The organism is Enterobacter sp. HG048, assembly GCF_024702055.1.
In the GTDB taxonomy this organism is placed as follows: domain Bacteria; phylum Pseudomonadota; class Gammaproteobacteria; order Enterobacterales; family Enterobacteriaceae; genus Enterobacter; species Enterobacter dykesii.
This window is the reverse complement of the sequence record NZ_JANLIZ010000007.1, coordinates 77,071-101,987: the sequence shown is the minus strand read 5'-3', so window position 1 is coordinate 101,987 and position 24,917 is coordinate 77,071. Positions and strand designations below refer to the sequence as shown.

At 56.9% G+C, this 24,917-nt stretch carries 15 protein-coding genes and 1 pseudogene; 15 read left to right on the top strand and 1 reads right to left on the bottom strand.

Features of this window, described 5'->3' with window-relative positions:
* Positions 1-47: 47 nt before the first annotated feature.
* Together nhaA and nhaR are read left to right on the top strand one after the other, a co-directional pair.
* On the top strand, positions 48-1,223 hold the full coding sequence (gene nhaA / locus NUX24_RS10835; RefSeq protein WP_257831473.1) for a Na+/H+ antiporter NhaA: 1,176 nt from the start codon (positions 48-50) through the stop codon (positions 1,221-1,223).
* A 58-nt stretch (positions 1,224-1,281) separates the two neighbouring features.
* Positions 1,282-2,181, top strand: coding sequence for a transcriptional activator NhaR (nhaR, locus tag NUX24_RS10830; protein WP_032660752.1), 900 nt, complete (start codon positions 1,282-1,284; stop codon positions 2,179-2,181).
* Between the two features lie 57 nt (positions 2,182-2,238).
* Here nhaR and rpsT read toward each other — a convergent pair whose 3' ends face one another.
* Entirely contained in the window at positions 2,239-2,502 is a 264-nt protein-coding gene (gene rpsT / locus NUX24_RS10825; protein WP_003856458.1) for a 30S ribosomal protein S20, read from the bottom strand.
* Positions 2,503-2,603: 101 nt separating this feature from the next.
* Here rpsT and NUX24_RS10820 point away from each other — a divergent pair.
* The 13 genes and pseudogenes from NUX24_RS10820 to kefC all read left to right on the top strand — a co-directional run bounded on the left by NUX24_RS10820 (position 2,604) and on the right by kefC (position 24,878).
* A pseudogene (locus NUX24_RS10820) lies at positions 2,604-2,822 on the top strand (DUF2575 domain-containing protein).
* Between the two features lie 7 nt (positions 2,823-2,829).
* Positions 2,830-3,756 (top strand): bifunctional riboflavin kinase/FAD synthetase, encoded by a 927-nt coding sequence (gene ribF, locus NUX24_RS10815; RefSeq protein WP_023310350.1) that lies wholly within the window; start codon positions 2,830-2,832, stop codon positions 3,754-3,756.
* Positions 3,757-3,801: 45 nt separating this feature from the next.
* Positions 3,802-6,618: an isoleucine--tRNA ligase gene (gene ileS, locus NUX24_RS10810; RefSeq protein WP_257831469.1), complete on the top strand. Its 2,817-nt coding sequence runs from the start codon at positions 3,802-3,804 to the stop codon at positions 6,616-6,618.
* Positions 6,618-7,118 carry a signal peptidase II gene (gene lspA / locus NUX24_RS10805; RefSeq protein WP_008502034.1) on the top strand — a complete coding sequence of 167 codons (501 nt, stop codon included), beginning with the start codon at positions 6,618-6,620 and terminating at the stop codon, positions 7,116-7,118. Before ileS ends, lspA begins: the two co-directional genes overlap by 1 nt.
* A gap of 52 nt (positions 7,119-7,170) precedes the next feature.
* Complete coding sequence (fkpB, locus tag NUX24_RS10800; protein WP_003856450.1) at positions 7,171-7,620, top strand: FKBP-type peptidyl-prolyl cis-trans isomerase; 450 nt, start codon at positions 7,171-7,173, stop codon at positions 7,618-7,620.
* Position 7,621: 1 nt separating this feature from the next.
* A complete protein-coding gene (gene ispH / locus NUX24_RS10795) occupies positions 7,622-8,572 on the top strand; it encodes a 4-hydroxy-3-methylbut-2-enyl diphosphate reductase (protein ID WP_047651573.1) in 951 nt (316 codons plus the stop codon).
* A 773-nt stretch (positions 8,573-9,345) separates the two neighbouring features.
* A complete protein-coding gene (locus tag NUX24_RS10790; protein ID WP_257831465.1) occupies positions 9,346-15,987 on the top strand; it encodes an Ig-like domain-containing protein in 6,642 nt (2,213 codons plus the stop codon).
* A gap of 360 nt (positions 15,988-16,347) precedes the next feature.
* Positions 16,348-17,169 carry a 4-hydroxy-tetrahydrodipicolinate reductase gene (gene dapB, locus NUX24_RS10785; protein ID WP_257831463.1) on the top strand — a complete coding sequence of 274 codons (822 nt, stop codon included), beginning with the start codon at positions 16,348-16,350 and terminating at the stop codon, positions 17,167-17,169.
* Positions 17,170-17,622: 453 nt separating this feature from the next.
* Complete coding sequence (carA, locus tag NUX24_RS10780) at positions 17,623-18,771, top strand: glutamine-hydrolyzing carbamoyl-phosphate synthase small subunit (RefSeq protein WP_010427050.1); 1,149 nt, start codon at positions 17,623-17,625, stop codon at positions 18,769-18,771.
* Between the two features lie 18 nt (positions 18,772-18,789).
* Entirely contained in the window at positions 18,790-22,014 is a 3,225-nt protein-coding gene (gene carB, locus NUX24_RS10775) for a carbamoyl-phosphate synthase large subunit (protein ID WP_039260850.1), read from the top strand.
* A gap of 138 nt (positions 22,015-22,152) precedes the next feature.
* Entirely contained in the window at positions 22,153-22,386 is a 234-nt protein-coding gene (locus tag NUX24_RS10770; protein ID WP_023310357.1) for a YgdI/YgdR family lipoprotein, read from the top strand.
* A gap of 103 nt (positions 22,387-22,489) precedes the next feature.
* Positions 22,490-23,020 (top strand): glutathione-regulated potassium-efflux system oxidoreductase KefF, encoded by a 531-nt coding sequence (kefF, locus tag NUX24_RS10765; RefSeq protein ID WP_024907429.1) that lies wholly within the window; start codon positions 22,490-22,492, stop codon positions 23,018-23,020.
* Positions 23,013-24,878, top strand: coding sequence for a glutathione-regulated potassium-efflux system protein KefC (gene kefC, locus NUX24_RS10760; RefSeq protein WP_047651567.1), 1,866 nt, complete (start codon positions 23,013-23,015; stop codon positions 24,876-24,878). Before kefF ends, kefC begins: the two co-directional genes overlap by 8 nt.
* Positions 24,879-24,917: the final 39 nt, after the last annotated feature.

Sequence of the window (24,917 nt, the reverse complement as noted above, 5' to 3'; positions counted from 1 at the left end):
TGGTATTATGGTTTTATCGAGGTATTGTTGTAAAAGAGAGAACTTAAATGAAATTACTACACCGTTTCTTTAGCAGTGAGGCGTCCGGTGGCGTGATCCTGATTATTGCCGCAGCGGCCGCGATGGTGCTGGCTAACCTTGGCATCACGCAGGATCTCTACCATGCATTTCTGGAAACGCCCGTTGAGCTGAAGGTCGGGGCGCTGGAAATTAACAAGAACATGCTGCTGTGGATCAACGATGCGCTAATGGCGGTGTTCTTCCTGCTGGTGGGGCTTGAGGTTAAGCGCGAGCTGGTTCTGGGCTCGCTTGCCAGCCGCCAGCGCGCGGCGTTTCCTGTGATCGCAGCCATCGGCGGAATGGTCGTTCCGGCGTTGCTCTTCCTTGCGTTCACCTGGCAGGATCCTGTTGCGCGCGACGGCTGGGCGATCCCGGCCGCGACGGATATCGCCTTTGCACTCGGTGTCTTAGCATTGCTGGGTAGCCGCGTGCCAATGGCCCTGAAAATCTTCCTGATGGCGCTGGCGATCATCGATGACCTGGGCGCCATTGTGATTATCGCGCTGTTCTACACCAGCGATCTGTCGATCCTGTCCCTGAGCGTGGCCGCCGGGGCGATTGCGGTGCTGGCGCTGCTGAACATCTTTAATGTGCGCCGCATCGGTATCTATATCCTGGTGGGGATGGTGCTGTGGACGGCGGTGCTGAAATCCGGCGTCCACGCCACGCTGGCAGGCGTGATTGTGGGCTTCTTCGTGCCGCTTAAGCCGCAGGACGGCAAGTCACCTGCCAAACAGCTGGAGCATGTGCTACACCCGTGGGTTGCCTTTATGATCCTGCCGCTGTTTGCGTTTGCCAACGCGGGCGTTTCCCTTGGTGGGGTGACGCTGGACGGGCTGACGTCCGTGCTGCCGCTGGGCATTATTGCCGGGCTGTTTATCGGCAAGCCGCTGGGTATTAGCCTCTTCTGCTGGCTGGCGACGAAGCTGAAGCTGGCGTCATTGCCGCACGGCACAACCTTTGGTCAAATTATGGCCGTCGGCGTGCTGTGTGGAATCGGGTTTACGATGTCGATCTTTATCTCGACGCTGGCGTTTGGTGCGCATGCGCCTGAGCTTATCGTCTGGGCTAAACTCGGCATTCTCATCGGGTCATTACTGGCCGCGGTAATCGGTTATACCTTGTTGAAGGTGAAGCTGTCCGGACAGGCCGTCCGGGCATAACGGAACACCGGGAGGAGGCGTTCCTCCTCCCGATACACACTCAGGGAGAGAAGATGCGATGTCTCATTTAAATTACAACCATCTGTACTACTTCTGGCACGTCTACAAACAGGGCTCGGTAGTGGGGGCGGCAGAGGCGCTCTACCTGACGCCGCAAACCATCACCGGGCAAATCAAGGCCCTGGAAGAGCGTCTGCAGGGCAAGCTGTTCAAGCGTAAGGGACGTGGGATTGAACCCAGCGAACTGGGTGAGCTGGTTTTCCGCTATGCGGACAAAATGTTCACCCTGAGCCAGGAGATGCTGGATATCGTCAACTACCGCAAAGAGTCGAACCTGCTCTTTGACGTGGGCGTGGCGGATGCGCTGTCCAAGCGGCTGGTAAGCGGCGTGCTGGATGCGGCGGTAGTCGAAGACGAGCAAATCCACCTGCGCTGCTTTGAATCAACCCACGAGATGCTGCTGGAACAGCTGAGCCAGCACAAGCTGGACATGATTATCTCGGACTGCCCGATAGACTCCACCCAGCAGGAAGGGCTGTTCTCGGTGAAGATTGGCGAATGCGGCGTGAGCTTCTGGTGCATTAACCCGCCGCCGGAGAAACCGTTCCCCGCGTGCCTTGAAGAACGTCGCCTGCTGGTGCCGGGAAGGCGTTCCATGCTCGGACGCAAGCTGCTGAACTGGTTTAACTCGCAGGGGCTAAAGGTAGAAATCCTCGGTGAGTTCGACGATGCGGCGCTGATGAAAGCTTTTGGCGAAGCGCATAATGCGATCTTCGTTGCGCCGACGCTGTACGCGCACGATCTCTATTCGGACGACAAGATTACGGAGATAGGCAGAGTGGATAACGTGATGGAGGAGTACCACGCCATATTTGCCGAAAGAATGATTCAGCACCCGGCGGTGCAGCGAATCTGTAATCGTGACTACTCGGCGCTGTTTACGCCACCGGCAATCTGAAGGCATAAAAAAACCCGCGTTAAGCGGGTTCTTTAAACAAGCAACAACAAGTAGCGATTAAGCCAGTTTGTTGATCTGCGCGGTCAGGTTTGCTTTATGACGCGCTGCTTTGTTTTTGTGGATCAGACCTTTAGCAGCCTGACGATCCACGATTGGTTGCATTTCGTTAAATGCGTTCTGCGCTGCAGCTTTGTCGCCTGCTTCGATTGCTGCGTATACTTTCTTGATGAAAGTACGCATCATAGAGCGACGGCTTGCGTTGTGCTTACGAGCCTTTTCAGACTGAACGGCACGTTTCTTAGCTGATTTGATATTAGCCAAGTCCAACTCCCAAATATGTTCTATGTGGACAATTCAAAGGCCGAGGAATATGCCCTCTTTGCCTTCTTTTGTCAATGGATTTGTGCAAATAAGCGCCGTTAATTAGCGACGCTACGTTACGTAGTGATGGCGCAGGATTCTACCAGCTTGTCTTCCCTGAATACAGCCTTTCGGCATAAAAATCGCAGTTCAGGAGCAGATTTTTTCGCTGCGAAAGGTCAGCCTGATGAAATCATTACGGCTTTCTGTTTTGCGCGAACAATCGCCGGTTAACCTTAACCGCTGTACAAGGTATACTTTGGCGATTTTCACTGTTTTGAGCCAGACATGAAGCTGATACGCGGCATACATAATCTCAGCAGCGCGCCACACGGGTGCGTGCTGACTATTGGTAATTTCGACGGCGTGCATCGTGGTCATCAGGCGCTGTTGCAGGGATTGCGTAAAGAAGGGGAGGCCCGTGGCCTGCCCGTTGTAGTGATGATTTTCGAGCCGCAGCCGCTGGAGCTGTTCGCGGGCGATAAATCTCCCGCCCGACTCACTCGCCTGCGTGAGAAGTTGCGCTATCTGGCGGAGTCCGGCGTGGACTATGTATTGTGTTTACGTTTCGATCGTCGCTTTGCCGCGCTGACAGCACAAAACTTCGTCAGCGACCTGCTGGTTAAGCGTCTTGGCGTACAGTTTCTCGCCGTGGGTGATGATTTCCGCTTTGGCGCTGGTCGTCAGGGCGATTTCTTGCTATTACAGAAGGCTGGTCTGGAGTACGGATTTGACGTCACCAGCGCGATGACCTTCTGCGAAGGCGGCGTGCGCGTCAGCAGCACGGCGGTGCGTCAGGCGCTGGCTAATGATGACCTGGACACGGCTGAAACCCTGCTGGGGCATCCGTTCACTATCTCAGGCCGCGTGGTCCATGGCGATGCGCTGGGCCGCACGATAGGCTTCCCGACGGCGAATATACCGCTGCGTCGTCAGGTTTCCCCGGTTAAAGGGGTGTATGCGGTGGAAGTAGCAGGACTGGGCGATAAGCCGTTCTACGGCGTCGCCAACATTGGCACGCGTCCGACCGTCGCCGGTGTGCGACAACAGTTAGAAGTGCACCTGCTGGACGTTGTAATGGACCTCTATGGTCGCCATATAGATGTGATACTGCGTAAAAAAATACGCAACGAGCAGCGATTTGGTTCGCTGGATGAACTAAAAGCGCAAATTGCGCGAGATGAATTGACGGCCCGCGAGTTTTTTGGGCTTTGAACCCGGCTTAACTGCCTACGTGATAAATACGGAACCGAGAATCTGATGAGTGACTATAAATCAACCCTGAATTTGCCGGAAACAGGGTTCCCGATGCGCGGCGATCTCGCCAAGCGCGAACCGGGAATGCTGGCGCGTTGGACCGATGATGACCTGTACGGCATCATTCGTGCAGCCAAAAAAGGCAAAAAAACCTTCATTCTGCATGATGGCCCCCCATATGCGAATGGCAGCATTCATATTGGTCACTCGGTTAACAAGATTCTGAAAGACATTATCGTGAAGTCCAAAGGCCTCACGGGATATGACTCGCCTTACGTTCCGGGTTGGGACTGCCACGGTCTGCCAATCGAGCTGAAAGTGGAGCAAGAGTTTGGCAAACCGGGTGAGAAGTTCACCGCCGCCGAGTTCCGTGCAAAGTGCCGCGAATACGCAGCCACGCAGGTTGACGGTCAGCGCGCTGACTTCATCCGTCTGGGCGTGCTGGGCGACTGGTCGCACCCGTACCTGACCATGGACTTCAAAACCGAAGCCAACATCATCCGCGCGCTGGGTAAAATCATCGGTAACGGCCACCTGCACAAAGGCGCTAAGCCGGTGCACTGGTGCGTGGACTGCCGTTCTGCGCTGGCAGAAGCGGAAGTTGAGTATTACGACAAAAACTCTCCATCTATCGACGTGGCGTTCAACGCTGTCGATCAGGATGCGGTGAAGGCTAAATTTGGCGTCTCCTCGGTAAATGGCCCGATCTCTCTGGTGATCTGGACTACCACACCGTGGACCCTGCCAGCGAACCGTGCGATCTCCCTGTCCGGTGAGTTCGAATACGCGCTGGTGCAGATTGACGGTCAGGCGGTTATCCTGGCGAAAGATCTGGTTGAGAGCGTGCTGAAGCGCGCGCATATCAGCGACTACACCGTGCTGGGCACCGTGAAAGGTGATGCGCTGGAGCTGATGCGCTTCAAGCACCCGTTCCTGGACTTCTATGTTCCGGCGATCCTGGGCGACCACGTGACGCTGGAAGCGGGTACCGGTGCGGTGCATACCGCCGGCGGCCACGGTCCTGACGACTATAACATCAGCCTGAAGTACGGTCTGGAAATCGCTAACCCGGTTGGCCCGGACGGATCTTATCTGCCTGGCACCTATCCGGCGCTGGACGGTATCAACGTCTTCAAAGCGAACGACATCATCGTCGACATGCTGCGCACCAGCGGCGCGCTGCTGCACGTTGAAAAAATGCAGCACAGCTATCCGTGCTGCTGGCGTCATAAAACGCCGATCATCTTCCGTGCGACCCCGCAGTGGTTCGTCAGCATGGATCAGAAAGGCCTGCGCGAGCAGTCTCTGAAAGAGATCAAAGGCGTGCAGTGGATCCCTGACTGGGGCCAGGCGCGTATCGAATCCATGGTGGCTAACCGTCCTGACTGGTGTATCTCCCGTCAGCGTACCTGGGGCGTGCCGATGTCTCTGTTCGTACATAAAGAGACGCAGGAGCTGCACCCGAACACCCTGGAACTGATGGAAGAAGTGGCGAAGCGCGTCGAAGTTGACGGTATTCAGGCGTGGTGGGATCTCGACTCCCGCGACATCCTGGGCGCTGACGCAGATAACTACGAGAAAGTGCCGGATACCCTGGACGTGTGGTTCGACTCCGGGTCTACCCACTCCTCCGTGGTTGACGTGCGTCCGGAATTTGCCGGTCACGCTGCCGATATGTATCTGGAAGGGTCTGACCAACACCGCGGCTGGTTCATGTCATCTCTGATGATCTCCACCGCCATGAAGGGTAAAGCGCCTTACCGTCAGGTACTGACTCACGGCTTCACCGTGGATGGTCAGGGCCGTAAGATGTCCAAATCTATCGGTAACACCGTTTCTCCGCAGGATGTGATGAACAAGCTGGGCGCAGACATTCTGCGTCTGTGGGTGGCCTCTACCGATTACACCGGCGAAATGGCGGTGTCCGACGAGATCCTGAAGCGTGCTGCCGACAGCTATCGTCGTATCCGTAACACCGCGCGCTTCCTGCTGGCGAACCTGAACGGGTTCGATCCGGCAAAAGACATGGTGAAACCGGAAGAGATGGTGGTGCTGGATCGCTGGGCGGTAGGCTGCGCGAAAGCGGCGCAGGAAGATATCCTGAAAGCCTACGAGTCTTACGACTTCCACGAAGTGGTGCAGCGCCTGATGCGCTTCTGCTCCATCGAGATGGGCTCGTTCTACCTCGACATCATCAAAGACCGCCAGTACACCGCGAAGGCGGACAGCGTGGCGCGTCGTAGCTGCCAGACCGCGCTGTTCCACATCGCAGAAGCGCTGGTTCGCTGGATGGCGCCGATCATGTCCTTCACCGCGGACGAAATCTGGGGCTACCTGCCGGGCGATCGTGAGAAGTATGTGTTCACGGGCGAGTGGTACGAAGGTCTGTTCGATCTCTCCAGCACCGAAGCGATGAACGATGCCTTCTGGGACGAGCTGCTGAAAGTGCGTGGCGAAGTGAACAAGGTTATCGAGCAGGCGCGTGCAGACAAGAAAGTCGGCGGCTCTCTGGAAGCGGCAGTTACGCTGTATGCAGAACCGGAGCTGGCGGCGAAGCTGACGGCGCTGGGCGATGAATTACGATTTGTCCTGTTGACCTCCGGTGCGAAAGTTGCGGATTATGCCGAAGCTTCTGCTGATGCTCAGCAGAGCGAACTGCTCAAAGGACTGAAAGTCGCGCTGAGCAAAGCCGACGGTGAGAAATGCCCGCGTTGCTGGCATTACACCACCGATGTTGGCCTGGTGGCGGAACACGCAGACATCTGCGGACGCTGTGTAAGCAACGTCGCCGGTGACGGCGAAAAACGTAAGTTTGCCTGATGAGTAAAACTCTCTGTTCAACAGGACTGCGCTGGCTGTGGCTGGTTGTGGTGGTGCTGATTATCGATCTGGGCAGCAAGTTCCTGATCCTCCAGAACTTTGCTCTGGGGGAGACGGTTCCGCTGTTCCCGTCGCTTAACCTGCACTACGCGCGTAACTACGGCGCAGCGTTTAGTTTCCTTGCCGACAGCGGTGGCTGGCAGCGCTGGTTCTTTGCGGGTATCGCTCTCGGTATCTGCGTGATCCTCGCGGTGCTGATGTACCGCTCGAAGGCCACACAAAAGCTGAATAACATCGCCTACGCGCTGATCATTGGCGGCGCGCTGGGCAACCTGTTTGACCGCCTGTGGCACGGCTTTGTGGTCGATATGATCGACTTCTACGTCGGCGACTGGCACTTCGCGACCTTTAACCTCGCTGATAGCGCAATTTGCATCGGTGCGGCGTTAATCGTGCTGGAAGGCTTCTTGCCTAAACCGGCTGCGAAAGAGCAGGCGTAATACACTCGCCCGGTGGTGAAATGCTACCGGGCAAAACAAGCGAGCAATTTGCATGTCTAAATCCGTACAGAGCAACAGCGCGGTTCTCGTTCACTTCACGCTGAAGCTGGATGACGGCTCCACGGCCGAATCCACCCGCAATAACGGCAAACCAGCCCTGTTTCGCCTTGGCGATACCTCCCTGTCTGAAGGTCTTGAGCAGCAGCTTCTCGGTCTGAAAGAGGGTGAGAAAAAGGCTTTTTCGCTGGAGCCGGATGCCGCGTTTGGCGTGCCGAGCCCGGACCTGATCCAGTATTTCTCGCGCCGCGAGTTTATGGACGCGGGTGAACCGGAGATCGGCGCGATTATGCTCTTTACCGCTATGGACGGCAGCGAAATGCCTGGCGTGATCCGCGAAATCAACGGCGACTCTATTACCGTTGACTTCAACCATCCGCTTGCCGGGCGTACCGTTCATTTTGATGTTGAAGTGCTGGAAATCGATCCTGCACTGGAGGCCTGAAATGCAGATCCTGTTGGCTAACCCGCGCGGCTTCTGCGCCGGTGTAGACCGCGCTATCAGCATTGTTGAAAACGCGCTGGAGATTTACGGCGCGCCGATTTATGTGCGTCACGAAGTGGTGCATAACCGCTACGTGGTCGACAGCCTGCGCGAGCGCGGTGCCATCTTTATCGAGCAGATCAGCGAAGTGCCGGACGGCGCAATCCTGATCTTCTCCGCGCACGGGGTATCCCAGGCGGTTCGTAACGAAGCGAAAAGCCGCGATCTGACCGTATTCGATGCCACCTGTCCGCTGGTGACAAAAGTGCATATGGAAGTGGCGCGCGCCAGCCGCCGCGGTGAAGAGTCGATTCTGATTGGCCATGCCGGTCATCCGGAAGTCGAAGGCACCATGGGCCAGTACAGCAACCCGGAAGGGGGGATGTATCTGGTTGAGTCGCCTGAAGATGTCTTTACGCTGAACGTGAAAAATGAAGCCCGTCTGTCGTTTATGACCCAGACGACGCTCTCCGTCGACGATACCTCAGACGTGATTGACGCGCTGCGCCAGCGCTTCCCGAAAATCGTCGGTCCGCGTAAGGATGATATCTGCTACGCGACCACTAACCGTCAGGAAGCGGTGCGCGCACTGGCTGAACAGGCGGATGTGGTGCTGGTGGTCGGCTCCAAAAACTCCTCTAACTCCAACCGCCTGGCCGAACTGGCGCAGCGTATGGGGAAAGCGGCATTCCTGATTGATGATGCTACGGACATTCAGGAAGCGTGGGTGAAAGAGGCGAAATGTGTAGGCGTCACCGCAGGGGCTTCTGCGCCGGATATTCTGGTGCAAAACGTGATTGCGCGTTTACAGGAATTGGGCGGTGGCGAGGCTATTCCGCTGGAAGGGCGTGAAGAGAACATCGTTTTCGAAGTGCCAAAAGAGCTGCGTGTGGACATTCAGCAAATCGACTGAGAAAACGGGGAGCATGGCTCCCCGTTTTACTAATGGGATGCCCCAATTCAGCTTGCGCTCAGTTGCCATTGTCGAGGGTTCGCCTGTCTTCCTCCGTCTGTTTTGGCGTGAGTGGTGGGATAGACTTTTAGCTGCCTGGACGTATATACATGGATCTCAGTTTATTACACCAGACCTGAACGGAGCCGGCATCGAAATAGAACGCGTTCATCTTTCTATCCAGTACCAGTGAAATACAGGGATACAAATCTGGTTTACCTTCGCTTAACAACGTATCAATTTCTCCCTCCGCAAACAGGCTCAAATCAAAAAATCGCAGATACCATTTCTTAAAATTCTCAAATGAATTCAGCACGATTAGCGTCTGATGACGGGCTCCCAACACAATCAATCTCCACATAAACTATTCTATATATATTATTTATATATCCTGATGATTGTATTTTGGATATAAATCACACCTGCTTATTAAAAATAAATCAACACGGTTTTAAGTCCATTTTTGTATTGCTTTTGTTTGTACTGATCTCTCTTTATTTGATTGTTTTGATTGGGATTTTTGTGGAGTCCAGTTTGACACTTTTATTTGTTTGTCTTTTTGTGCGTTAAATTCATAATCCTCCGCGCATATAAAATTACTCTCTGGATTTTGCTTCATCTGTTTGATGTCGGACAGGGTTTCTCTGGCTGAAGCAAAGGCTATTGGTCTTTTTATGTTTTTACACTTTTAAAGGAAAAAAAGTTGTTAAATCGCCATCATCCACGGGGTCAAAATGAATCCTAAACTCAGTAAACTGTCTGCGACGGTTTGCCTGTTTTCGCAATTATTCAGCATCGCCTTACCGACCTTCGTGCCGGTTATTGCGCACGCGCAGAATAAGCCGCAAACGCTCGCAGAAATAACCACCACACCTTATATTCTGAAAAAAGGCGAAACGGTCTCTGTTGTTGCCGCGCGTTATTCTCTCAGCGTCGATGCGCTGAAAAAGCTTAACGTCTTCAGAACCTTTAGTAAGCCTTTCGAGAAACTCGGAGAAGGTGATGAAATCGATGTTCCGGTAAATAACACCACTAAAAAAGACACTGCCGGATATACCCCTGAGGGTGCTGACGCCTTCTGGGCAAACCGGGCCTCCTCGCTCGGCAACACACTCTCTTCAGACCATCCTGCCGATCAGGCAGCCTCGATGGTTAAAAGCATGACCACCGGTGCGGCCGTCTCCACCGTTGAGCAGTGGCTCGATCAGTTCGGCACCGCGAAAGCGAAGCTGAACCTGGACGATGATTTCACCCTCGACGGCTCATCGCTCGACGTCCTGCTGCCGCTCTATGATCAGCAGAATAACCTGCTGTTCACGCAGCTTGGTTACCGGAACAAGGATTCCCGTAACACACTCAATGCCGGCCTCGGTTTCCGTACCTTCCACGGCAACTGGATGTACGGTATCAACAGCTTCTATGATGACGACGTGACGGGTAATAACCGTCGCCTGGGCGTGGGTCTGGAAGCCTGGACCGACTACCTGAAACTCGGCGCCAACAGCTACACCGGCCTGACGGACTGGCACCAGTCCCGCGACTTCGCCGATTACGATGAACGCCCGGCTGACGGTTTCGACATCCGCGCCGAAGGCTGGCTGCCGGCTTATCCGCAGCTCGGCGGCAAACTGGTGTACGAGCAGTATCGCGGTGATGAAGTCGCCCTGTTCAGCAAGGACGACCGTTCCAGCGATCCGAAAGCGGTCACCCTGGGCATGAACTATACGCCGGTGCCGCTGGTGACGGTGGGTGTTGACCACCGCCAGGGGCAGAGCGGGCAAAATGACACCCGTCTGAATCTCGAATTTAACTACGAGCTCGGTCTGCCGTGGAACAAGCAGATCGACGATTCGCTGGTGGCCGCCCGCCGCACGCTGGCAGGCAGCCGTCTTGATCTGGTCGATCGTAACAACGATATCGTCCTTGAGTATAAAAAACAGGATCTGATCCACCTGACCCTGCCGGCGCTTCTCGAAGGCAAAGCCAGTGACAAAGGTAACATCAGCGCCACCGTCAAGGCCAAATACGGTGTAGATCATATCGAATGGGACTACAGCGAAATCCTTGCGGCGCAGGGCAGTGCCGTCGCCGTCAACAAGCAGACGCTGGAGATCACCTTCCCGCCGTATCAGACCACCGGCAGCAATGTGTACCACCTCAGCGCGGTGGCCTACGATCCGCATCACAACAAGTCAAACCGTGAAACCATGGAAATCCGCGTCAGCGAGCCGGATGCGACCATCAGTGACGGGGACCTGATTGTCACCGTGGACGGGGCGGCCGCCAACGGCGAGGCCACCGACACGGTGCAGGCGAAAGTCACCGACAGCGCGCACCACGCGGTCGCCGGGGTGAAAGTTGAGTTTACCGCAGACAACGAGACGCGGGTGATGACGGCCTCGGCGGTCACAGACGTAAACGGTCTGGCGACAACCAACCTGACTAACATCCACGCGGGCAAATCAAACGTGACCGCCACGGTGAACGGTTCGGCCCGCAGCGTCCCCGTCAGCTTTGTCGCCGACAGCGGCAGCGCGGTGATTGCCGACGGTAACCTCACCGTTACCCGCGACAACGGTAAAGCGAACAACAGCGACACCAACCACGTTCAGGCGAAAGTCACGGACAAAAACGGCAACACCGTTTCGGGCACCACGGTGAGCTTCTCCAGCACCGTCAGCGGGGCCACCATGGTGACGGCGTCTGCGGTCACGGATGAAAACGGTATCGCAGGCACCGACCTGACCAGCACCATGTCGGGCGTTGTTCCGGTGAAAGCCGCGGTGAACGGTACCGACAAATCGGTCGACACCCACTTCGCCCAGGATGACAGCACCGCCACCATTGGCACCGGTGATTTTGTCCTCACCACGGATAACGCGAAAGCCAACGGCAGCGCCACCAACGCGGTGAAGGCGACCGTGAAAGACGCGAACGGCCTGCCGCTTGCCGGCGTGGTGGTCAGCTTCAGCGCCACTAACGGGGCGAACGTTGCCAGCGCGAAGGCCACTACCGACCAGAGCGGGGTCGCCACCACGACGCTGACCAGCACGAAAGCCGGAATCTCTGCGGTAACCGTCAGCGTCAGCAATGCCACGGGCGGCAGCAGCCAGTCGCTGGACGCGCATTTTGTCGCGGACGACAGCACGGCGACGATTTCTGCCGGTAACCTGACGGTAACCACCGACAACGCGAAAGCGGACGGCAGCGCCACCAACGCGGTGAAAGCGATTGTCACCGATGCGAACGGCAACGTCCTCGCCGGACAAAGCGTGAGCTTCTCTGCCTCCAACAGTGCAACGGTCATCACTGCCTCCGCCACCACGGACGCGGACGGTGTGGCCACCACCACGCTGAACAACAGCAAATCCGGGATCACCAGCGTGACCGCCACGGTCAACGGCAACAGCCAGACGGTCGACACCACCTTCCTGGCCGACAGCAGCACGGCGGGTATCAGTTCCGGTAACCTGACGGTAACCACCGATAACGCGAAAGCGGACGGCGCGGCCACCAACGCGGTGAAAGCGATTGTCACCGACGCGAAAGGCAACCTGGTGAAAGACGCCACGGTAACCTTTACCGCCACTAACGGGGCCTCCATCACCACGGCCTCCGCCACCACGGACGTTAACGGTATCGCCACCACCACGCTGAGCAACACAAAAGCCGGTGTGGCGAAAGTGACGGCCAGCGTCAACGGCAGCAGCCAGACGGTCGACACCACCTTCGTGGCGGACAGCGGCACGGCAACCATCAGCGACGGCAACCTGACGGTGACCACAGATAACGCGAAAGCCAACGGCACGGCCACCAACGCGGTGAAAGCGATTGTCACCGATGTTAACGGCAACCTGGTTTCCGGTGTGGCAGTAACCTTTACCGCCACCAACGGCGCGACGGTGACCACCGCCTCTGCAACCACGGATGCGGACGGTATCGCCACCACTACCCTGACGAACACCAAATCCGGTGTGGCGAAAGTAACCGCCAGCATCAACGGCAACAGCCAGTCCGTGGATACCTCCTTTGTAGCCGACAGCAGCACGGCGACCATCAGCGACGGTAACCTGACGGTGACCACCGACAACGCGAAAGCGGACGGCTCGGACACCAACGCGGTGAAAGCGATTGTGACAGACGCCAACGGTAACCTGGTTTCCGGTGTGGCAGTGACCTTTACCGCCACCAACGGGGCGACGGTGACCACCGCTTCCGCGACCACGGATACGGACGGTATCGCCACCACCACGCTGACCAACAGCAAATCCGGTATTGCCAAAGTGACGGCTACCGTCAACGGCAACAGCCAGACGGTGGACACCACCTTTGTGGCCGACAGCAGCACGGCGACCATCAGTTCCGGTAACCTGACGGTGACCACCGACGGCGCGAAAGCGGACGGGGCGGACACCAACGCGGTGAAAGCGATTGTCACTGACGCGAAAGGTAACCTGGTGAAAGACGTGACGGTGACCTTCACGGCCACCAACGGCGCCACGGTGATTACCGCCTCCGCCACCACGGACGTTGACGGTATCGCCACCACCACGCTGAGCAACACCACGGCCGGCACGGCGAAAGTGACCGCTACGGTGAACGGCAACAGCCAGACGGTCGACACCACCTTTGTGGCCGACGGCGGCACGGCAACCATCAACTCCGGTAACCTGACGGTGACCACCGATAACGCGAAAGCCAACGGCAGCGCCACCAATGCGGTGAAAGCGATTGTCACCGACGCGAAAGGCAACAACGTCAAAGACGCGGTAGTGACCTTCACTGCCACCAACGGCGCCACCATCACCACGGAGTCTGCCACCACCGACGCCGACGGTATCGCTACCACCACGCTGAAGAACACCAAAGCCGGTGTCTCTGCGGTAACCGCGAAAGTAAACGGCAACAGCCAGTCTGTGGACACCACCTTTGTGGCGGACAGCAGCACGGCGACCATCAGTTCCGGTAACCTGACGGTCACCACCGATAACGCGAAAGCGGACGGCACGGCCACCGACGCGGTGAAAGCTATCGTGACGGATGCCAACGGCAACCTGGTTTCCGGTGTAGCAGTGACCTTCACCGCCACCAACGGGGCCACCATTACCACCGCCTCTGCCACCACCGATACGGACGGTATTGCCACCACCACGCTGACCAACACCAAATCCGGTGTGGCGAAAGTGACGGCCACCGTCAACGGCAACAGCCAGACGGTGGACACCACCTTTGTGGCCGACAGCAGTACGGCGACGATTTCGTCCGGTAACCTGACGGTGACCACCGACAACGCGAAAGCCAACGGCAGCGCCACCGACGCGGTGAAAGCGATTGTCACCGATGCCAACGGCAACCCGGTGAAAGACATGACGGTGGCCTTTACCGCCACCAACGGGGCGACCATCGTGACGGAATCGGTCACCACGGACGCTGACGGTATCGCCACCACCACGCTGACCAACACCAAATCCGGTGTGAGCAAAGTGACGGCCACCGTCAACGGCAACAGCCAGACGGTCGACACCACCTTTGTGGCGGACAGCAGTACGGCGACCATCAGCGACGGTAACCTGACGGTGACAACCGATAACGCGAAAGCGAACGGTACAGCCACCGACGCGGTGAAAGCAATTGTGACGGACGCCAACGGTAACCTGGTGAAAGACGCGACGGTGACCTTTACCGCCACCAACGGCGCGACCATCACCACCGCCTCCGCCACCACGGATGCGAACGGTGTGGCAACGACGACGCTGACCAACACCAAAGCCGGTATTGCCAAAGTGACGGCGACGGTGAATGGTAACAGCCTAGTTGTGGACACCACTTTTGTGGCGGACAGCAGTACGGCGACCATTAGCGACGGCAACCTGACGGTGACCACCGACAACGCGGTGGCCAACGACAGCGATACCAACGCGGTGAAAGCGGTTGTCACCGACGCCAACGGTAACAAGCTGAAAGACGCGACGGTGACGTTTACCGCCACCAATAGCGCGAAAATCACCACCGCCTCTGCCACCACGGACGTCGATGGTGTGGTCACTACCACGCTGAAAAATACCAAATCCGGTATTGCCGCCGTGACGGCCACCGTTAACAGCAACAGCAAGTCTGTCGACACCACCTTTGTGGCCGACAGCAGTACGGCGACCATTGCGACGGGTAACCTGACGGTCACCACCGACAACGCGGCTGCGAACGGCACGGCGACGGATGCGGTACAGGCGAAAGTCACCGATGCCAACGGTAACCTTGCGCCGGGTGTGGCGGTTGCGTTCAGCGTCACCACCGGGGCAACGGTCGTGACTGCCTCCGCCATCACCGACGCTTACGGACTGGCGAAAACCAACCTGACCAGCGAGAAGTCCGGTGCCTATACGGTAACGGCCACGCTTGGCGAGGCCAGCCAGACCGCCACGGTCAACTTCAAAGCGGACGCAACGACGGCGGTCACCACGCTGGTAGCCGATGTGACGACGCAGCTCGCTGACGGAGAATCCGTTATCGCGCTGACCGCCACCGTGAAGGACGCGAAGGGTAACCTGGTGCCGAATGAGAACGTGGTGTTTACCACCACCGGTGCGGCGACGTTAGGGGATGCCACCGTAACCAAGACCGTTGCCACCGACGCGAATGGCCAGGTGAAGCTGAACGTGACAAACACAACGGCGGAAATCGTCACCGTTGCGGCGAAATCGTCATCCAACGCCAGTGATATCGGCGGCAGCGTGGAGCTGACCTTTACCGCACCACCGCCAGCACCGATGCCGTCTACCACGAAAATCACGGTTAACGGCGCTGACTTTGCGGTCGACGCCGGCTTCCCGAAATCGGGCTATGACGGCGCTAAGTTCCAGATTGCCCTTAAAGGCGATGCGGCGAGCAACGCCAATTATACCTGGTCGGATAACAGTGACTGGGTCACGGTGGACAGTACCGGTACGGTGACCTTGAGTAGTGAGGGTACTTCGGATGAAGTGACCATTACCGCCACGCCAAAAAGTGGTGGAGTCCCGTTTGACTATAAGTTCCAGTTGATCACCTGGTTTAAAAACCCAAATGTTAGGGTTAGAGGAGTTGATGCACCGGGTGTATGTACTGCTTTAGATGGGGGATATTCTATTGCTGCACCTGAAAAAATAGGCGACAAGGGTCAAAACATAGCTTCCACACGCGTTGCCGGAAGCGATCGCTTGTGGTCTGAGTGGGGTATTAGCAATAGTAATAATTGGGAGGGGTTTGTAGTGCTGTGGACTTCTCAAGTTGGAAGCGACGGTAAGCGCAGTGATTTTAATTTTGAAAATCATACGCGGTATGCGGATTATAATGACGGCTCTTCGACTTATAACGTCGCCTGTGCAAAAGCGTTATAACCCATCATCACTGCATGCAGTCATGATTAATCGTCAAGAGTATTAAAATGTTATCAAATGGGAGCCACCGGCTCCCATTTTTTTATGCCCCTGTCATCCCAGGCAAAATTTTTTCCTTGCCTGTACGGCGTAGATACCCCGTTCAGAATCTCGAGGAACGCGACGATATCATCAATGTCTTTCTGCCGCCGACGCGGGTGCTCAGAGAATGTTGCGGTTTTTGCCGATCGTCATGTCTTTTACTGATATTTAAGTCGGTTTCACGTTAAATTCTAATTATCGGTGTTTTCAGTTGGCAGTGCTTCTCAAGGCTGGTTAATCTGAAAACGGTTTACATCATTTTAACGTAAGAGAATAACTATGCATGATGCACAGATCCGTGTCGCTATTGCGGGCGCGGGTGGACGTATGGGCCGTCAGCTGATTCAGGCGGCACTTCAGATGGATGGCGTCGCGCTTGGCGCGGCACTGGAGCGAGAAGGTTCGTCGCTTCTGGGGACCGATGCCGGTGAGCTGGCTGGCGCTGGCCACACGGGCGTTACCGTGCAAAGCAGCCTGGAGGCGGTAAAAGAGGACTTCGATGTCTTCATCGATTTTACCCGCCCGGAAGGAACGCTCGCGCATCTGGCGTATTGTCGTCAGCACGGCAAGGGGATGGTGATTGGCACCACCGGTTTTGACGATGCGGGCAAGCAGGCTATCCAGGATGCATCAAAAGAGATTGCGATTGTCTTCGCGGCGAACTTCAGCGTGGGCGTTAACGTCATGCTGAAGCTGCTGGAGAAGGCCGCGAAGGTGATGGGCAACTATACCGATATCGAGATCGTAGAAGCTCACCACCGTTACAAAGTGGATGCGCCATCGGGTACGGCGCTGGCGATGGGCGAAGCGATTGCTCATGCACTCGATAAAGATTTAAAAGAATGCGCGGTCTATGCCCGCGAAGGTTACACCGGCGAACGCGTGCCGGGCACCATTGGCTTTGCAACCGTGCGCGCGGGTGACATCGTCGGCGAACACACAGCGATGTTCGCCGATATTGGCGAACGTGTCGAAATTACGCATAAAGCCTCCAGCCGAATGACGTTCGCCAACGGCGCCGTACGTTCCGCTTTGTGGCTTAAAAACAAGAAAGACGGCCTTTTTGATATGCGAGATGTGCTTGATCTCAACAATTTGTAAGCATTATTACCCATCGTGATGTGGTTATTGCAGTCGTAATTGTTTGATTGCATAGGGCAATATTTTATTGCCCTTTTATTTTATGTGTTTCATGGTGAATTTTACCTTAAAGCCATAAATGTCTATCTATTGTTGCATTTTAACGTTACTGGAATGTAAATTTTGACCATTTGGTCCACTTTATTCTGCTCCAATGCGTTATTTTTTATTAAACCAGGCGCGCAAGCGTTTTCCACGGTGATTTACCTGATCTTTTTGTCGCTTAAGCCGCATTCCACTCGTCAGGCTTGCAAAAGAATAAGCAAAATATCCGTTTTAAGTTGACTTTTACCCATCAAATCTCCAGAATGCCGCCGTTTGCCAAAAATCCGCTGGCAACACATTTGCATTGATCCATGACATGCTATGAATTAATATGCAAATAAAGTGAGTGAATATTCTCTGGAGGGTGTTTTGATTAAGTCAGCGCTATTGGTTCTGGAAGACGGAACCCAGTTTATCGGTCGGGCCATAGGGGCAACGGGTTCGGCGGTTGGGGAAGTCGTTTTCAATACTTCAATGACCGGTTATCAAGAAATCCTCACTGATCCTTCCTATTCTCGCCAAATCGTTACTCTTACTTATCCTCATATCGGCAATGTCGGCACCAATGCGGCTGACGAAGAATCCTCTCAGGTACATGCGCAAGGCCTGGTCATCCGCGACCTGCCGCTGATTGCCAGCAATTTCCGCAATACCGAAGATCTCTCTTCTTACCTGAAGCGCCATAACATTGTGGCGATTGCCGATATCGATACCCGTAAGTTAACGCGTCTGCTGCGCGAGAAGGGTGCACAGAACGGCTGCATCATCGCGGGGGATAACCTCGATGCGACGCTGGCGCTGGAAAAAGCGAAAGCCTTCCCGGGCCTGAACGGCATGGACCTGGCGAAAGAAGTGACTACCGCTGAAGCCTACAGCTGGACTCAGGGTAGCTGGACGCTGGAAGGCGACCTGCCGGAAGCGAAAAAAGAGAGCGAGCTGCCGTTCCACGTGGTGGCCTACGATTTCGGTGCCAAGCGCAACATCCTGCGCATGCTGGTTGACCGCGGCTGCCGCCTGACGGTGGTTCCGGCGCAAACGTCTGCCGAAGACGTGCTGAAGATGAATCCGGACGGTATTTTCCTGTCCAACGGCCCTGGCGACCCGGCGCCGTGCGATTACGCCATCGCCGCCATCAAGTCCTTCCTGGAAACCGACATCCCGGTATTCGGCATCTGCCTCGGCCATCAGCTGCTGGCGCTGGCGAGCGGTGCAAACACCGTTAAGATGAAGTTCGGCCACCACGGTGGTAACCATCCGGTGAAAGACATCGATAACAACACGGTGATGATCACCGCGCAGAACCACGGCTTTGCCGTCGATGAAGCCTCGATGCCGGCTAACCTGCGCGTGACCCATAAGTCGCTGTTCGATGGCACCCTGCAGGGGATTCATCGTACCGATAAGCCAGCATTCAGCTTCCAGGGCCACCCGGAAGCGAGCCCGGGCCCGCACGACGCCGCGCCGCTGTTCGATCACTTCATCGAACTTATCGAGCAATACCGTAAGACCGCTAAATAATCAGGAGCCGAGAAGACAATGCCAAAACGTACAGACATAAAAAGCATCCTGATCCTTGGCGCTGGCCCGATCGTCATCGGCCAGGCCTGCGAATTCGACTACTCCGGCGCGCAGGCGTGTAAAGCCCTGCGCGAAGAGGGTTACCGCGTTATCCTGGTGAACTCCAACCCGGCGACCATCATGACCGACCCGGAAATGGCTGATGCGACCTACATCGAGCCTATTCACTGGGAAGTGGTGCGTAAAATCATCGAGAAAGAGCGTCCGGACGCGGTGCTGCCAACCATGGGCGGCCAGACGGCGCTGAACTGCGCGCTGGAGCTGGAGCGTCAGGGCGTGCTGGAAGAGTTCGGCGTGACCATGATCGGTGCGACCGCCGACGCGATTGATAAAGCAGAAGACCGTCGCCGCTTCGACGTGGCGATGAAGAAAATCGGCCTCGACACTGCGCGTTCCGGTATCGCACACAACATGGAAGAAGCGCTGGCCGTCGCGGCTGACGTGGGCTATCCGTGCATCATCCGTCCATCGTTCACCATGGGCGGCACCGGCGGCGGTATCGCCTATAACCGCGAAGAGTTCGAAGAAATTTGCGAACGCGGCCTGGATCTCTCTCCAACCAAAGAGCTGCTGATTGATGAATCGCTGATTGGCTGGAAAGAGTACGAGATGGAAGTGGTGCGTGATAAAAACGACAACTGCATCATCGTCTGCTCCATCGAAAACTTCGATGCGATGGGTATCCACACCGGTGACTCCATCACCGTTGCGCCAGCCCAGACCCTGACCGACAAAGAGTATCAAATCATGCGTAACGCCTCGATGGCGGTACTGCGTGAAATCGGCGTGGAAACAGGTGGTTCTAACGTGCAGTTCTCCGTTAACCCGAAAACAGGCCGTCTGATTGTTATCGAAATGAACCCGCGCGTATCCCGTTCCTCCGCGCTGGCTTCTAAGGCGACCGGCTTCCCGATTGCGAAAGTGGCGGCGAAGCTGGCGGTGGGTTACACCCTCGACGAGCTGATGAACGACATCACCGGTGGCCGCACCCCAGCGTCCTTCGAGCCGTCAATCGACTACGTTGTGACCAAAATTCCACGCTTCAACTTCGAGAAATTCGCGGGCGCGAACGACCGTCTGACCACCCAGATGAAATCTGTCGGTGAAGTGATGGCGATTGGCCGCACGCAGCAGGAATCCCTGCAGAAAGCGCTGCGCGGTCTGGAAGTGGGCGCGACCGGCTTTGACCCGAAAGTGAGCCTGGACGACCCGGAAGCGCTGACCAAAATCCGCCGCGAGCTGAAAGACGCGGGCGCAGAACGTATCTGGTATATCGCCGATGCCTTCCGTGCGGGCCTGTCCGTCGACGGCGTGTTCAACCTGACCAACATCGACCGCTGGTTCCTGGTGCAGATTGAAGAGCTGGTGCGTCTGGAAGAGCAGGTTGCTGAACTGGGCATCAATGGCCTGGACGCTGACTTCCTGCGCGTGCTGAAGCGTAAAGGCTTCGCCGATGCGCGTCTGGCTAAGCTGGCGGGCGTGCGCGAAGCGGAAATCCGCAAGCTGCGCGACCAGTATGACCTGCACCCGGTCTACAAGCGCGTGGACACCTGTGCGGCGGAATTCTCGACCGACACCGCCTACATGTACTCCACCTATGAAGACGAGTGCGAAGCGAACCCGTCCGTCGACCGCGACAAGATTATGGTGCTGGGCGGCGGTCCAAACCGTATCGGCCAGGGCATCGAGTTCGACTACTGCTGCGTACACGCCTCGCTGGCGCTGCGCGAGGACGGTTACGAGACCATCATGGTCAACTGTAACCCGGAAACGGTTTCTACCGACTACGACACCTCTGACCGCCTCTACTTCGAGCCTGTTACCCTGGAAGACGTGCTGGAAATCGTGCGCATCGAGAAGCCAAAAGGCGTTATCGTGCAGTACGGCGGCCAGACCCCGCTGAAGCTGGCCCGCGCGCTGGAAGCAGCAGGCGTGCCGGTTATCGGCACCAGCCCGGATGCGATTGACCGTGCGGAAGACCGCGAGCGTTTCCAGCAGGCGGTTGACCGTCTGAAGCTGAAACAGCCGGCGAACGCCACCGTCACCGCCATTGAAATGGCCGTTGAGAAGGCGAAAGAAATTGGCTACCCGCTGGTGGTGCGTCCTTCCTACGTGCTGGGCGGCCGCGCGATGGAAATCGTTTATGACGAAGCCGACCTGCGTCGCTACTTCCAGACCGCGGTGAGCGTCTCCAACGATGCGCCAGTGCTGCTCGACCGCTTCCTCGACGACGCGGTGGAAGTGGATGTGGACGCCATCTGCGACGGCGAAATGGTGCTGATTGGCGGCATCATGGAGCATATCGAGCAGGCGGGCGTGCACTCCGGCGACTCCGCCTGTTCTCTGCCAGCGTACACGCTGAGCCAGGAGATTCAGGACGTGATGCGCCAGCAGGTGCAGAAGCTGGCCTTCGAGCTGCAGGTTCGCGGTCTGATGAACGTCCAGTTCGCGGTTAAAGACAACGAAGTCTACCTGATTGAAGTCAACCCGCGCGCGGCACGTACCGTACCGTTCGTCTCCAAAGCCACCGGCGTACCGCTGGCGAAAGTAGCGGCGCGCGTGATGGCGGGCCAGACGCTGGCGCAGCAGGGCGTGACCAAAGAGATCATTCCACCGTACTACTCGGTGAAAGAAGTGGTGCTGCCGTTCAACAAATTCCCGGGCGTTGACCCGCTGTTAGGGCCAGAAATGCGCTCTACCGGGGAAGTGATGGGCGTGGGCCGCACCTTCGCAGAAGCGTTCGCGAAGGCGCAGCTGGGCAGTAGCTCCACCATGAGAAAATCAGGCCGTGCGCTGCTCTCCGTTCGCGAAGGCGACAAAGAGCGCGTGGTTGACCTGGCCGCCAAGCTGCTGAAACAGGGCTTCGAGCTGGACGCGACCCACGGTACCGCGATTGTGCTGGGCGAAGCCGGCATCAACCCGCGTCTGGTGAACAAGGTGCATGAAGGTCGTCCGCACATTCAGGACCGTATCAAGAATGGCGAATACACCTACATCATCAACACCACCGCAGGCCGCCAGGCGATTGAAGACTCCAAGCTGATTCGCCGCAGCGCGCTGCAGTACAAAGTGCACTACGACACCACCCTGAACGGCGGTTTCGCAACGGCCATGGCGCTGAATGCGGATGCCACCGAGAAGGTAATTTCGGTGCAGGAAATGCACGCGCAGATTAGCAAGTAAGTAAAAATGCCCGGTGCCGTTCGGTTGCCGGGTATTCTCCCATCTTCAGAACCTTCTGGTTTTTCATCCGCATTCAGTCAGTTAGCCTAAAATGGTTAGGTCGATAACGAAATTCAACTGAGAGCAGGGGAAAACACCATGCAAAATAAATTACTGATCGCTTCCGTTCTGGCTGCCACGACAATGTTTACCGTTGCGGGCTGTTCGTCTAATCAGGCCGTAAAAACCACCGATGGCAAAACCATTGTCACCGACGGCAAACCGCAGGTGGATGACGATACCGGGCTGGTGTCGTACAAAAACGCCGAAACCGGTCAAACCGAGCAGATTAACCGTGACCAGGTGAAATCTATGGGCGAGCTGGATAACTAATTCAGAATTCTGACGTAAGCCCGTCAATAATATTCACTATTAGCCTGTTGAATTACTGACTACACTCTTTTGTTAAAAGAAAGCAGTAACAACAGGCTAATCAATGATTCTGATAATTTATGCCCATCCTTATCCGCAGCACTCGCATGCGAATAAGCGGATGCTTGAGCAGGTAAGGACGCTTGATAACGTAGAGATACGTTCCCTCTATCAACTCTATCCCGATTTTAATATCGATATCGCCGCCGAACAGGAGGCGCTCTCCCGTGCCGATCTGATTATCTGGCAGCATCCGATGCAGTGGTACAGCACGCCCCCGCTACTGAAGCTGTGGATTGATAAAGTCTTCTCCCACGGCTGGGCGTATGGCCACAACGGCAATGCGCTAAAAGGAAAAAGCCTGATGTGGGCGGTCACCACCGGCGGTGGGGAAAGCCATTTTGATATCGGTTCCTTCCCGGGTTTTGACGTCCTGGCGCAGCCGCTGCAGGCGACTGCGCTCTATTGCGGTCTGAACTGGCTCCCGCCTTTTGCGATGCACTGCACGTTTGTTTGCGATGATGAAACGCTGCAGGCGCAGGCTCGCCATTATAAACAACGCTTACTTGAGTGGCAGGAGGCGCACCATGGATAGCCATACGCTGATACAGGCGCTGATTTACCTCGGCGCGGCGGCGCTGATTGTGCCCGTGGCGGTACGCCTGGGTCTGGGCTCGGTGCTCGGCTACCTGATTGCGGGCTGCGTCATTGGGCCGTGGGGCTTTCGACTGGTCACGGATGCAGAGGCGATCCTCCATTTCGCTGAAATCGGCGTGGTGCTGATGCTGTTTGTGATTGGCCTGGAGCTCGACCCGCAGCGGCTGTGGAAGCTTCGCGCCTCGGTATTTGGCGGCGGGGCGCTGCAGATGGTGGCCTGCGGCCTGCTGCTGGGTGGGTTCTGCATCCTGTTGGGCATGGACTGGAAAGTGGCAGAGCTCATCGGCATGACGCTGGCGCTCTCCTCGACGGCGATTGCCATGCAGGCGATGAACGAGCGAAATCTGACGGTTTCACAGATGGGACGCAGCGCGTTCTCGGTGCTGCTGTTCCAGGACATTGCCGCTATCCCGCTGGTGGCGATGATCCCGCTGCTGGCGGCCAGCGGTTCCTCTACCACGCTGGGCGCTTTTGCGCTGTCGGCGCTGAAGGTGGCGGGCGCGCTGGCGCTGGTGGTGCTGCTTGGCCGCTACGTGACCCGCCCGCTGCTGAGGTTTGTCGCCCGTTCTGGCCTGCGCGAAGTGTTCAGCGCCGTGGCGCTGTTCCTGGTGTTTGGCTTCGGTCTGCTGCTGGAGGAGGCCGGGCTGTCGATGGCGATGGGGGCGTTCCTCGCAGGCGTTCTGCTGGCGAGCTCTGAGTACCGTCACGCGCTGGAAAGCGATATCGAGCCGTTCAAAGGATTGCTGCTGGGACTGTTTTTCATCGGCGTCGGGATGTCCGTCGATTTCGGCACGCTGGTGACGCATCCGCTGCGGATCGTCATCCTGCTCGTCGGCTTCCTGGTCATTAAAATGGTGACGCTGTGGCTGATTGCTCGCCCGTTGAACGTGCCGGGCAGGCAGCGCCGCTGGTTCGCCGTGCTGCTGGGGCAGGGGAGTGAATTTGCGTTCGTGGTCTTTGGCGCCGCGCAGATGGCAAACGTGCTCGATCCCGAGTGGGCGAAGGCGCTGACGCTGGCGGTGGCACTGTCGATGGCGGCGACGCCCGTGCTGCTGGTGGTGCTGACGCGCCTGGAAAAAGCGGGCAGCGAGCAGGAGCGCGAGGCCGACGAGATCGACGAGGAGCAGCCGCGCGTCATCATCGCCGGATTTGGCCGCTACGGGCAGATCGTGGGGCGTTTACTGCTGTCGAGCGGGGTGAAAATGGTCATCCTCGATCACGACCCCGATCATGTCGATACCCTGCGTAAATTTGATATGAAGGTGTTCTACGGGGATGCGACCCGCGTCGATCTGCTGGAATCCGCCGGGGCGGCAAAAGCCGAGGTGTTGATTAACGCCATTGACGATCCGGAAACCAGCATGCAGATGGTGGAGCTGGTAAAAGAACATTTCCCGGCGCTGACCATTATCTCCCGCGCGCGCGATGTGGATCACTACATCCGGCTGCGGCAGGCGGGCGTAGAGGCGCCAGAGCGTGAAACCTTCGAAGGCGCGCTGAAGTCTGGCCGCGTGGCGCTGGAAAACCTGGGGCTCGGCGCGTATGAGGCACGCGAACGGGCAGACCTGTTCCGCCGCTTTAATACCGAGATGGTTGAAGAGATGGCGGCGATGGCCGGCAGTACGGCCACCGAGCGTGCGGCGGTGTTCAAACGCACCAGCGCGATGCTGACGGAAATCATTAACGAGGACCGTAACCACCTGTCGCTGATCCAGCGTCACGGCTGGCAGGGCACGGAAGAGGGCAAGCATACCGGCGATCCGGCTGACGAGCCCGAGAGTAAACCTTCCGCGTGAAGTGGAGTTGCCAGCAATATTAAAAAATTTCTTTATCTT

What these genes read in the sequence shown, in the direction of transcription:
- kefC (WP_047651567.1), top strand. Translation starts at nt 23,013, where the DNA reads ATGGATAGCCATACGCTGATACAGGCGCTGATTTACCTCGGCGCGGCG.
- lspA (WP_008502034.1), top strand. Translation starts at nt 6,618, where the DNA reads ATGAGTAAAACTCTCTGTTCAACAGGACTGCGCTGGCTGTGGCTGGTT.
- ribF (WP_023310350.1), top strand. Translation starts at nt 2,830, where the DNA reads ATGAAGCTGATACGCGGCATACATAATCTCAGCAGCGCGCCACACGGG.
- ispH (WP_047651573.1), top strand. Translation starts at nt 7,622, where the DNA reads ATGCAGATCCTGTTGGCTAACCCGCGCGGCTTCTGCGCCGGTGTAGAC.
- nhaR (WP_032660752.1), top strand. Translation starts at nt 1,282, where the DNA reads ATGTCTCATTTAAATTACAACCATCTGTACTACTTCTGGCACGTCTAC.
- carB (WP_039260850.1), top strand. Translation starts at nt 18,790, where the DNA reads ATGCCAAAACGTACAGACATAAAAAGCATCCTGATCCTTGGCGCTGGC.
- NUX24_RS10770 (WP_023310357.1), top strand. Translation starts at nt 22,153, where the DNA reads ATGCAAAATAAATTACTGATCGCTTCCGTTCTGGCTGCCACGACAATG.
- NUX24_RS10790 (WP_257831465.1), top strand. Translation starts at nt 9,346, where the DNA reads ATGAATCCTAAACTCAGTAAACTGTCTGCGACGGTTTGCCTGTTTTCG.
- dapB (WP_257831463.1), top strand. Translation starts at nt 16,348, where the DNA reads ATGCATGATGCACAGATCCGTGTCGCTATTGCGGGCGCGGGTGGACGT.
- kefF (WP_024907429.1), top strand. Translation starts at nt 22,490, where the DNA reads ATGATTCTGATAATTTATGCCCATCCTTATCCGCAGCACTCGCATGCG.
- nhaA (WP_257831473.1), top strand. Translation starts at nt 48, where the DNA reads ATGAAATTACTACACCGTTTCTTTAGCAGTGAGGCGTCCGGTGGCGTG.
- fkpB (WP_003856450.1), top strand. Translation starts at nt 7,171, where the DNA reads ATGTCTAAATCCGTACAGAGCAACAGCGCGGTTCTCGTTCACTTCACG.
- ileS (WP_257831469.1), top strand. Translation starts at nt 3,802, where the DNA reads ATGAGTGACTATAAATCAACCCTGAATTTGCCGGAAACAGGGTTCCCG.